The sequence below is a fragment of the Affinibrenneria salicis genome (assembly GCF_008710095.1).
Genome location: NZ_VYKJ01000002.1, coordinates 69,800 through 81,177, shown reverse-complemented (window position 1 = coordinate 81,177; position 11,378 = coordinate 69,800). Strand labels below are relative to the sequence as shown.

Below are 11,378 nucleotides of genomic sequence, written 5' to 3'. Positions count from 1 at the left end.
GCTGCTTGCTGCTTGCTGCTTGCTGCTTGCTGCTTGCTGCTTGCTGCTTGCTGCTTGCTGCTTGCTGCTTGCTGCTTGCTGCTTGCTGCTTGCTGCTTGCTGCTTGCTGCTTGCTGCTTGCTGCTTGCTGCTTGCTGCTTTGCAGGAGAGAGTAACCGAATGAGAGCGCAACGCTACCCCCGCCGGCAAGCCGGCGGGGGCGCGGCTTATGACTGGCTGGCCGTTAAAAAATCAAGATTTGACGGCGCGGCAAGATAGCGCCCATTGCCCGCCGTAGCCGGCACATCAAGGCCGACCGTTTCAAGGCGAAACGCCCGCGCCCACACCCTGCCGTGCCCCTGCAGCAGGATGCCGTAATGGATGCTCAGAGCATAATCCGGCACATCGACGATAATGCTGCGCTCCGTCCAGCCGCAGTCTCCGCGCAGGGGGCCATCCTTCCCGGCACGCTGCCGCAAATTGTCAAAACGCAGTACCGTGCCGGGCAACCGGTCGACCCGTATCCAGATCGACGCCGAATCCACCCCCTCGGTTCTCAGACTGGCCGAGAGTTTTACCCGACAATTTTTGAAGTCGTCCGCGACGATACTCTGCATCAGACAGCCAAACGAATCGTCAGGCATCGCGTCGCCATAGCCGGATAAACTTTCGACCAGCGCCACGCCGGAGTCATCGGGCGACAGGCCCGCGCGATAATAGCGCTGATTAGTCTGGCGCGACATGCGCCAGTTAAGCGGCAGAACAAGCGGCAGATTATCCGTCGAGGCGGTGTCGATACGCGCAGCCAGCATATTCCATTCGGCAAAACCGAATTGCCGGGCGACAATTTCCAGACATTCGCTGTGAGTCAACGTGACGGATCGGGCGGCCAGCGCTTGCCTCAACGCCTTTGCCATCAGTTTTGCATCAAGATACGTACGCATTGTTTGATTCTCCAGTAAGGGCGCTCGTTTTCTGAGTGCCAGTGCTCGCATTGCTGACGGACAGCCCCGTACTATGGATATCAAACAGGAAAACAGTGTGAATTCACCATCCCGGGAAGGGGGCGAGCGGCAGGGCTCACACACCCCGAATAAAACAATACGCCCTGTACCTCCGATGTCAATTGCCGCAACCGACGCGGTAACGCGCCAATAAGCGGCCCCCTTGTTCCCATCCACGCAGCGCCCTGACGCCAGCGCCTTGTATTTAACCGCGGCATAGATCAATCTGGTGATATTCAACAAACTGTAAAAAGCGACGCGCGACCAGACTCGCGTTCCGGCCGGAGAGTAAAGCCGGCTTCGCCTTTATCGCTAACGCTTGTGCGGGGACAAATGGAACATCCGATTAAGGCGCTGATCAAATCGGCCGATAGCGCCATCAGCCGGGAAGACTTTGATTCTCTGCTTAATTTTTATACCGACGATGCCGTACTGGTCATTAAACCCGGCCTGCTGGCGACGGGAAAAGAGCAAATCCGCAAGGCCTTCATCACCATTGCGGCATACTTTAACCACAGCATTGAGGTACGCCAGGGAAAAATGGAGTTAATAGAATCAGGCGACAGCGCGCTGGTCATTATGGAAACCCTGTTGAACTTCCGGGACGCAGACGGCGGTTCAAATGCGCTGACGCGCCGGGCGACGTACGTTTTTCGTAAAGATGCCGGCAACCGGTGGTTATGTGCGATTGATAACTCGTACGGCACCGACCTGCTTGATGTCCCGCCCCCTTAACCGATGACCGTCGACGCTGCGGACCCGGCCTGTACGCATTACTGCGCGGTATAGCCGCCGTCAATGGGATAAAAAGCGCCGGTGGTAAAGCTGGCCTCATCGGAAAGAAGAAAGGCCACCGTCTTTGCGACTTCCAGACACGACGCCATACGTTTCATCGGATGGGTCGACGCCATCTGTCGCCTGACCTCATCAGGCAACAGCCGCATGCTTTCGGTATCGACATAGCCGGGCCCGACGGCATTGATACGGATGCCGCGCTGCGCGAATTCCAGCGCGGCCGAACGCGTCAGCCCAAGAATCGCGTGCTTTGCCGCCGTATAGGGCGCAATTCCGGCGATACCCACGCAGCCGTTAACCGCCGACAGATTGACAATAGCGCCGCCGCCGCTGGCCAGCATCGCCGGAATCGCGTACTTCATCCCATAAAAGACGCCGCTTACGTCGGTTTCGATAACGGCATGCCAGTCCTGGATCGGGTAATCGCAGACCGACACATTGTGCGGACCGGTAATGCCGGCATTATTGACCAGCAGATGTAATTTTTCGTACCTGGCCCAGGTCTCCTGAACCAGCGCCTTTATCGACGCATGATCACGGCTATCGGCCATTAACGGGATGACACGTAATTGTGAAGGATCGATGCGCCGGGCCGCCTGATGCAACGCGTCCATATTTCTACCGGTGATAATAACGGTTGCTCCACGCTGAAAAAGCACCTGAGCGATGCTCGCGCCAATGCCGGTCGACGCGCCGGTTACGATAGCGACTTTTCCGCTGAATGTGCCCGCTGACATAACGAATGACCTCTTATTATTCCCGACGTTCCGGGGCGCAGGAGGATAACCGACTAATGTCAAACCGAATGATGCGTTCGCTCACCGACGCGAATTACCGGATAATCAGCCCGCCCCTCCGACAACCTATCGGGGAGAGTGAATTTGTCTGGCTATTCTGGCCAGGCTGACTGACAGTTCTTGTCAGCAGCATCGGGCGGATTAAACCTAACGGCGGGATCACGCGACGGAAATAGTCTCGCCAGAGATAGCGTGCAATCCGGGACGTAACATCGGGCGATCGAATGAGTGACAGCGTCACAAAAAAAACAATAAATACCGGGTTCACTCAGCCACAAATAGCATCGGGAAAAATAGCCTGAAAACTCATTAAGGGTGACAACTTCGTTGACAGCGACCGCTCCGCCGCCGTTAGCGGACAAACGAAAACGACGCTACTCCCTTCTCCTGCGCCAGCCTCAGCGCCACTCTGCGAACCGCAAAACAAAGAGATGATGAGCGTCATTTTTGCGCATACGCAAGGAAAATGACGATCGTGGCTTTGCCCGACGCCTGATTACCCCCATAATACGGGAAAGATTTCACCGGCCGGTGGTAAAGGCGCACCGGCTATGTCAGCGTTCTGGCCGGTCAATCGGTTGATTTATGGCGCTCTGGCCAACATCCGAAATAAGAACAGAACAGGTTTAACCATGAGACTAATAGTTATCGCACTGGCAACCGTTGCCGCCATTATTGGCGTCATCTCTTATCTCAGCGATTCGTCCCCTTTCCCGTGGGGATGAATCAGCCACAGGAGGCAGAGTGTCAAAACTAACAGTGAAAAAGCACGGAAAAATGGTACTTGCCCTTATCCTGATATGCGTCGGGCTATTGCTGCTACGCTGGGCCGCCATGCTGTGGGGATAATAAGAGGATGTTATGGCGTAGACCCAGATTGTGTATCTCTAATAGCCTGACAAATGAAAATCCCCCCGTGACGGGCAGCGGCGGCAAAAGCGAGAGCACACGAAACCAGTTCAAAAAAAGAACAATTTTTAATGCATTTTTCTTATCGCCAGACAGCGAAAATGAATTGCGCGACACAGCCTGATCAGGTTACTCCGGCTGTTGTAATAGATAGCAAAATCAGGATGCCAGCACAGCCGCTTCCATTGATGTTCATCTTTGCAGGGCGGTAACTCACCGTTATGGTCATACGGTCCTTGCATATTGCAGCAGCCGAATAATCGGGCGACCATGGCCCATCTCAACGCCTTTCCCGCGCCAGGAACGTCATGACCCGTCGCCTGAACGCCGGGATATCTTGTTGTCCTGATATCGTGACCTCGCCTTCGTTGCTTGATGTGAAAACAAGGTGGGTATTAAATCAAGGGTAGATCACAATTTGGTCTGGATTCATGGCTCTATTTCAAGCCAGGACCGGGCGGACTTGAGTGGATTGGGTCTGGATACCTGTGGGGCGAAGACTCGGTAACATTTATCGTTGTGGTGGTTGCTCTGTTTATTATCGCATGGTTTATCTCTGTAGTCATTCAGGTGGTAAAACGAAGATTGCAGGTAAGTGAAAATCAAACAATACGTCGCTGATATTGTAAATAATATTGAGATGGCTTATCACGCCAGTACAGCGCAGTGCCGAAAAATCTGGTTTCCAAACCGGGTTTTATTTTTTCAGGGACTAAAGATCAGGCGTTCATAGCCGATTAAAAATATATCTATTTAATTTTGGATATAGACCATGAAATCAAAACAGCTGCCTTTCATCGCCATAGTTTTTTTGCTCTCTGCATGCGCAACAAAACAATATCCACAAGCTCCTTCGGTCACGGCAGATGAGTCCGCCGTTTTTGACTGCAGGGCATTAAGCCAGGAAATTGCAAAAACCAAAAGCGTCCAGTCTGAAATTGAACGAACAGGTGAGTTTGATGGACGTACCGTACTGGGGTTCTTGGGTGATTTTGGTATCGGGAATGGTATGGCAAAAAGTGAAGCCAGGCAAAAAGCCAGTGCGCGACTCAGCCAGCTAACAAAGCTTAAAGCTGCAAGAAAATGTCCCTAAGTATGACAATTCATCCCCAAAATAAATGAATTTCATGAAAATCGTCGCCTGAGCAGTAGCTAAACTGTCAGTTCTCTGCTGGTCCCGCGTCCGCGGGATTTTTTTCATATTTCTCCAGTAGTCAATTATCCCTCTATTTGCTCAGAAGCTATTGGGGCATAAATCGGCCAAAATAACAGACAAATATCTGGATCCCCGAGGCAAAGAATACACCTGTCTGCAAAAGATCGGATATTGAATTTCGAGCATTTTCGGGCCAGAAGAAATAAAGCAATTAAAAATCAATAAGTTAAAAAAAGACCGGATACGATTCCTGTACCCGGTCCAGGGAAATGGCTCCTGGGAGAGAGCCGTGCGCTAAAAGTTGGCATTTACGCAGGCTTATTGGGCCCACGGTTTAAGCGTAGCCAACCTCGCGTTTTTTGCCAGCCGCGTTTGTGCAAGATAAGTGCAGAAGAAGTACAAAAAAACAACTTTGTGATAACAGACACACAGCATCGTACCGCGCGGCGTAAGTTAAAACATGGTGTTATTCCGCCGGGCCAGGCTCGCACAGCTGTTGTCCGCGTTCAATGAATGGCTGCAGACTTTTTTTCTGCCCGGGCCGTTGAGGATCGTCCAGCAGGAGGGAGTCGATAGGCTGGGCCCTGACCTGGCCAGCGCGCATTTGTTTTTCCGCCACGTCATTCAACGGATACTGCGCCAGCGTGCCGGTGTTCAGCGCGAACAACGCCTTGCCCGGGCGGCAAATCAACTGCATCTCTTCACGGGTAAAAGCCCAGCGCTGACCGTACTCCAGCCGGCTGACGGTAACCAGTTGCGCGGCGGAAAATACGTTAAACGATATAGCGCCGGTGAGAAGAAACAGCAGCCGTTTTTTCATTATCATCATCCTGTGTGACTGGTCATGAGTTATTCAATAAGGCGTGCGACAGAGCGCCCTACAAACAGATTCAGACCGGGATGATAACGACAGAAAAAGGCGCAGACAATGCTTAAAATCGGGCAGGCGGCCGGAAACGGCGACCTGCCGTGGCGCGCTCGGCTTCAGCCCTGAGCGGACACATCCGACGCCATTTTTTTCAGATCCTGATCGATAAAGAACAGGCCGCCGTCGGTGGTATTCACCAGGCTCAGTTTGTCGAGTATGGATTTGAACAGCTTTTCTTCTTCGTGCTGTTCAGAAACATACCACTGCAGGAAGTTAAAGGTGGAATAATCCTGCAGAACCATCGCGGTGTGAGCCAGCTCATTAATTTTAGCGGTGATCAGCTGTTCATGTTCCAGGGTCAGGCGGAAAACTTCAGACAGAGAAGAAAACTCTACCGGCGGCGCGGCGATGGAGCCCAGCAGCGGCATGTTTCCTGTATCGTCCAGATAGTTGAATAAGCGCTGCATATGTTCCATCTCTTCCTGAGAATGTGATTTAAGAAACGCAGAGGCACCTTCAAATCCCTTGTTTCCGCACCACGCGCTCATTTGCAGGTACAGATTAGCGGAATAAAACTCCAGGTTAAGCTGTTCGTTGAGTTTATCTACCATTTCTTGTTTTAACATATATATTCCTTTTGTTTTATTAGCAGGGAAATTGATCTGGCGCATTATGCACTGAAACAAAAAACAAAAAAACACTTTATTAACATCAAAACAAGACAAAACATAACATATTGATTTACATAAATTAAAATAATTGATAATAATTTACATTACCAGCATAACAACAAATATAAATGAGAATGTTTTTTATTATTAAATAATAAAAATGCGAATGGTTCGTATTATAAATATTTTAAGCCGTCGCCAGTGTAACGCCGTCATTCAATTACCAATCCAGGCTAAAAACTTCATCGCCGCAGTCAGATCGCGCACCGTTCTGACCGCCCTGCCCGTCCGGTCAGGGTCAGGGTCAGGGTCAGGGTCAGGGTCAGGGTCAGGGTCAGGGTCAGGGTCAGGGTCAGCGCCAGCGCCGGAGCTCACTCGAGCAGCCATCAATGCCTGATGGAAAACAGCGGTCGTGGTGGTCAACTGCGCGGCCAGCGCTTGCCATTTTTTACAGCCTGCTTTACCTTTGCCCGTCGCAGGCTGATACAGACAACAGGAGGGTCACCTATGGGTTACAATCTGGCCGAACTCTCACCGGATGAAATGGACAAGGTTAATGTCGACCTGGCCGCATCCGGTGTCGCATTTAAAGAACGCTATAACATGCCGGTGATCGCGGAAGTGGTGGAAAAGGATCAGCCGGAGCACCTGCGCGGCTACTTTCGCGAGCGGGTGATGTTCTATCGCCAACTCTCGCTGCAGTTTTCTCGTCTGCCCTATGAGCCGAGAAGCAAATAATTCAGTTTTGATAAACAATTTGTCTAACCTGTCCGCTGTTTATGCTTTTATTTTTAACAGGCGTTTTTTCTCTTGTATCTGGGATACAACAGGCAGTTAATGGAATGGCAAACCATCTGTTACTGTCAGAGAGGCAATGATGAGTAAAGGTATGGACAACAAGAAAGACGGTAAGAAGAAACCTCAGAAAAGCGCGTCGGAAAAACGTGCCGAAAAACGAGCTAAAAAGGCTCAGGTAAAATCTGAAGGCTGACTTGTACTGACGACAACAAACCCGCCTGTCGTGGGTTTGTTGTCTGTAGCGTTATCCCTCCGGCGCTTATCGCGCCAGTACCATCAGCAAAAACGCATACTCCAGCGCAATATCCTCGTAATATTTAAACCGTCCCGATTTGCCGCCGTGCCCCGCCTCCATATCGGTGTACAGCAGCAGGAGATGGTCATCGGTCTTTGCTTCACGCAGTTTAGCCACCCATTTGGCCGGCTCCCAGTATTGCACCTGCGAATCGTGCAGCCCCGTGGTAACCAGCAGATGCGGGTAGGATTGCGTTTTTACGCCATCGATAGGACTATATTGCAGAATGTAGTCATAGCTGGCCGGATCCTGCGGGTTGCCCCACTCCTCATACTCGCCGGTTGTCAGCGGGATAGACGCATCGAGCATGGTGGTTAATACATCGACGAACGGAACCTGCGCCACCACGCCTTTAAACAGTTCAGGCGCCATATTGATCACCCCCCCCATCAACAGGCCGCCGGCGCTGCCGCCCATCGCAAAGGCCCGCTGCGGATGGCCGTAGCCCTGAGCGATCAGCGCCTGCGACGCATCGATAAAATCATTGAATGTGTTCATTTTATTGAACAAACGACCGGCGTCATACCACTGCTGCCCCAGTTCGCCGCCGCCGCGAATATGGGCGATAGCGAACACGAAGCCCCGATCGAGCAGGCTGAGCCGGCTGGCGCTGAAATCCGCTTCCATGCTGATACCGTAGGCGCCGTAACCGTACACCAGCAACGGGTTATCGCCGCGCCGGAAGCTGTCGCGGCGATACACCAGCGATACCGGTACCTGTACGCCATCCCGGGCGTTAATCCACAGGCGCTCGCTGGCATAATCGGACGCGGAAAACTGACTAATTTGCGATTGTTTAAGTATTTCCTGCCGTCCGCTGTCCAAATCCAGCTCAAATAGCGTCGAAGGCGTGGTCATTGATGAATAGCCATAGCGTAATAGCGATGTATCCGGCTCAGGGTTATGTCCCAGCCAGGCGACCCAGGCAGGATCGCTAAAGCGAATCGTTTTCTCCCGCCGGGTTTGCCAGTGTATCTGGCGCAGAAAAACCAGCCCCTGCTCGCGCTCTTCCAGCACCAGCCAGTCACGAAACAGAGCGAAACTCTCCAGCACCCGCGTATCGTGCGGAGCGACCAACGTTTCCCAGTCGGTTTCGCCGATAGTCCCGGTCCGATACAGGCCGAAGTTTTTCCCCGCCCGATTCGATCGCAGGTAAAAGCAATCCTGATAGTGATCGACCAGATATTCGTGATCCTGGCGGCGCGCGATAAACAACACCGGTTCAGCCTGATCGACGGCGGCATCCAGCAGCCAGATCTCGGTCGCCGTGGTGCTGCTCAGCAAAATGATGATATAGCGCTCAGAGGTGGTTTTCCCCAGGCTGACGTCCCAGCGGTCGTCCGCTTCTTCAAACACCAGTCGGTCGGTGGCCGGATCGCTGCCCGGCACGTGCTGATAGACCTGATAAGGCAGCAGCGTCTGCGGATGTTTGCGCACGTAATAGATCGAACCAGAATCCGCCGCCCATTCAAAGCCGTCCGCGGCCTGAGAGATAACTTCCGGGTACTGTTTTTCCCCCCGCAGATCGCGGAAGCGAATATCGTACTGACGACGCGAAAGAAAATCTTCCGACTGAGCCAGAACACGGTTATCCGGGCTCACTTCCAGCATACCCAGTTGGTAAAACTCATGGCCGGCCGCCTGCTGGTTGCCGTCCAGCAAAACGCGCCATTCGTCGTCGGCCTCCCGCGGCTGACGACAATAGATGGCGTACTCCTGTCCCTCTTCATAGCGGCTTTGATAGCGATAGCCGTTATACACATAGGGAACGGACATATCCGCCGGCGGAATGCGGCGGATCATTTCTTCATATAGCGTCTGGCGCAGCGGGTCGCAGGGCGTCATCGCCTGCCGGCACCAATCATTTTCCTGCCGCAGGTAATCAAGTACCTGCGGGTCGCTGCGTTCATCGTCTCGCAGCCAGTACCAGGGATCGATGCGCGTATGGTTGTGGGTAGTTAACGGCCAGGGGCGTTTCTCTGCTTGCGGTGCTTTCATCAATTTTTGCTTCCTTACTGCGGATGAAAAAGAGTACCACGAATCCCGCGCGCCGCCAGATCACTTTGCCGGCGCCATACGGTTCGCCGGGGAGCGACGTCGTCCGGCGGATGCCAAACGCAAACGTTTTCGTTTATACTGGCGCTCTTTTCACAACGACGGATCAGGTAAGAAGTTATGTTAATGATAGGAACCGCGCTGCGCGCTGCCGCCACCCGGGTCATGCTGCTGGGGTCGGGAGAACTGGGTAAAGAAGTCGCCATTGAGTGTCAACGCTTAGGGCTGGAAGTGATCGCGGTCGATCGCTACGCCGATGCGCCGGCGATGCAGGTGGCCCATCGCAGTCACGTCGTTAACATGCTGGACGGCCAGGCGCTGGAGGCGCTGATTGAACAGGAGCGTCCCGACTATATCGTGCCGGAAATCGAGGCCATCGCCACCGACAAGCTGGTCGAACTGGAGCAGCGCGGCCTGCACGTGGTGCCCTGCGCCAAAGCCACCCAACTGACGATGAATCGCGAAGGCATTCGCCGGCTGGCGGCGGAAAAACTCGGCCTGCCGACCTCCCCTTACCGTTTCGCCGACACGGAAGCGAGTTTTCGCGCGGCGGCGGAAGAAATTGGCTATCCCTGCATCGTTAAACCGGTGATGAGTTCCTCCGGCAAGGGGCAGAGCCTGATCCGCGATCCGCAGCAGATGGAGGCGGCCTGGCATTATGCGCAACAGGGCGGGCGCGCCGGGGGCGGCCGGGTTATTGTGGAAGGACTGGTCAGGTTCGATTTTGAAATTACCCTGCTGACGGTCCACGCCGCCGACGGTATTCACTTCTGCGATCCCATCGGCCACCGCCAGCAAGACGGCGATTACCGCGAATCATGGCAGCCGCAGGCAATGAGCGAGACGGCGCTGCAGCGCGCCAGAAATATCGCCGGCGAGGTGGTGCAGGCGCTGGGCGGTTACGGCCTGTTCGGCGTCGAACTGTTTATCTGCGGCGACGAGGTGATCTTCAGCGAAGTGTCGCCGCGTCCGCACGACACCGGCATGGTGACGCTGGTATCTCAGGACTTGTCGGAATTCGCGCTGCACGTGCGCGCGTTTCTCGGCCTGCCGGTCGGCGCGATTCGTCAGTACGGCCCGGCGGCGTCGGCCGTGCTGCTGCCCAGCCTGACCAGCCGGAACGTGCGCTATTCAGGTCTGGAAACGGCGCTGCGGGCGCAGACGCAAATTCGTCTATTCGGCAAGCCGGATATCGACGGGCGACGCCGGATGGGGGTCGCGCTGGCGGTGGCCGATACGACCGAAGCCGCCGTCAACCTGGCGAAGGAAACCGCCGCCGCCGTGCATATTGAAGGATAACCGCAGCGGGCAACGGGCGGCTAAAAAACCCTGTTGCCCGGTTTAACGTCCTGCCCGTCCAATCCCGCACTTTGCTGCGCGGGATCTGGTGTTCGGACGCGACGGAATCAGGCCGCGCCCGCCACCGCTTCACGCGCAACCTCGGTGATGCGCGCATAGTCGCCGCTTTCCAGCGCATCCGCCGGCACCAGCCAGGAACCGCCCACGCACAGCACGCTTTTGAGCGCCAGATAATCACGGTAGTTTTTCGGCGAAATCCCGCCGGTCGGGCAGAAGCGAATCTGCGAGAACGGACCGGCAATCGCCTGCAGCGCCTTAATACCGCCATTGGCTTCGGCCGGGAAAAACTTAAATTCACGCAAACCGTAGTCCATGCCGAGCATCAGTTCAGACACGCTGCAGATCCCCGGGATCAGCGGAATAGGACCGGCGACGGCCGCTTTCAGCAGCGATTCGGTCAGGCCGGGGCTGATGGCGAACTGCGCGCCCGCAGCGGTGACGTCGGCCAACTGTTGCGGATTCGTAACCGTCCCGGCGCCGACGATCGCTTCCGGTACTTCTTTGGCGATGGCGCGAATCGCTTCCACCGCGCAATCGGTGCGCAGCGTCAGTTCCAATACCTTCACCCCGCCGGCGACCAGCGCTTTGGCCATCGGCACCGCCTGTTCCAGTTTATTTACCACGATCACAGGAATGACCGGTCCTGATTTCAGGACCGCTTCTGCGCTCGTTTTCCAGTTTTTCATGCGTGG

General features: G+C 54.4%; 11 protein-coding genes. 5 read left to right on the top strand and 6 right to left on the bottom strand.

The features are described 5' to 3' along the window. Positions 1–206 precede the first annotated feature (206 nt). Positions 207–923, bottom strand: coding sequence for a glyoxalase superfamily protein (locus tag FJU30_RS05235; protein WP_150433940.1), 717 nt, complete (start codon positions 921–923; stop codon positions 207–209). 393 nt (positions 924–1,316) lie between these two features. On the opposite strand from FJU30_RS05235, the gene FJU30_RS05230 reads away from it, so the two are divergent. Continuing rightward, entirely contained in the window at positions 1,317–1,718 is a 402-nt protein-coding gene (locus tag FJU30_RS05230; RefSeq protein WP_150433939.1) for a YybH family protein, read from the top strand. Positions 1,719–1,756: 38 nt separating this feature from the next. On the opposite strand, the gene FJU30_RS05225 is transcribed toward FJU30_RS05230, so the two are convergent. Next, positions 1,757–2,515, bottom strand: a complete 759-nt coding sequence (locus FJU30_RS05225; RefSeq protein WP_150433938.1) for an SDR family NAD(P)-dependent oxidoreductase — start codon at positions 2,513–2,515, stop codon at positions 1,757–1,759. Between the two features lie 804 nt (positions 2,516–3,319). Here FJU30_RS05225 and yniD point away from each other — a divergent pair. Next, on the top strand, positions 3,320–3,424 hold the full coding sequence (yniD, locus tag FJU30_RS27030; RefSeq protein WP_223881501.1) for a small membrane protein YniD: 105 nt from the start codon (positions 3,320–3,322) through the stop codon (positions 3,422–3,424). Positions 3,425–4,256: 832 nt separating this feature from the next. Then, positions 4,257–4,577 (top strand): hypothetical protein, encoded by a 321-nt coding sequence (locus FJU30_RS05220; RefSeq protein ID WP_150433937.1) that lies wholly within the window; start codon positions 4,257–4,259, stop codon positions 4,575–4,577. A gap of 529 nt (positions 4,578–5,106) precedes the next feature. On the opposite strand, the gene FJU30_RS05215 is transcribed toward FJU30_RS05220, so the two are convergent. Next, entirely contained in the window at positions 5,107–5,460 is a 354-nt protein-coding gene (locus tag FJU30_RS05215; RefSeq protein ID WP_150433936.1) for a YebY family protein, read from the bottom strand. Positions 5,461–5,624: 164 nt separating this feature from the next. Then, positions 5,625–6,134: a non-heme ferritin gene (gene ftnA, locus FJU30_RS05210; protein ID WP_150433935.1), complete on the bottom strand. Its 510-nt coding sequence runs from the start codon at positions 6,132–6,134 to the stop codon at positions 5,625–5,627. Between the two features lie 552 nt (positions 6,135–6,686). Here ftnA and FJU30_RS05200 point away from each other — a divergent pair. Next, positions 6,687–6,917: a DNA polymerase III subunit theta gene (locus tag FJU30_RS05200; RefSeq protein WP_150433933.1), complete on the top strand. Its 231-nt coding sequence runs from the start codon at positions 6,687–6,689 to the stop codon at positions 6,915–6,917. Between the two features lie 319 nt (positions 6,918–7,236). Here FJU30_RS05200 and FJU30_RS05195 read toward each other — a convergent pair whose 3' ends face one another. After that, positions 7,237–9,273: a S9 family peptidase gene (locus tag FJU30_RS05195; RefSeq protein ID WP_191091527.1), complete on the bottom strand. Its 2,037-nt coding sequence runs from the start codon at positions 9,271–9,273 to the stop codon at positions 7,237–7,239. Positions 9,274–9,447: 174 nt separating this feature from the next. On the opposite strand from FJU30_RS05195, the gene purT reads away from it, so the two are divergent. After that, a complete protein-coding gene (gene purT, locus FJU30_RS05190; protein WP_150433931.1) occupies positions 9,448–10,626 on the top strand; it encodes a formate-dependent phosphoribosylglycinamide formyltransferase in 1,179 nt (392 codons plus the stop codon). Positions 10,627–10,733: 107 nt separating this feature from the next. On the opposite strand, the gene FJU30_RS05185 is transcribed toward purT, so the two are convergent. Further along, positions 10,734–11,372 (bottom strand): bifunctional 4-hydroxy-2-oxoglutarate aldolase/2-dehydro-3-deoxy-phosphogluconate aldolase, encoded by a 639-nt coding sequence (locus FJU30_RS05185; RefSeq protein WP_150433930.1) that lies wholly within the window; start codon positions 11,370–11,372, stop codon positions 10,734–10,736. Positions 11,373–11,378 lie beyond the last annotated feature (6 nt).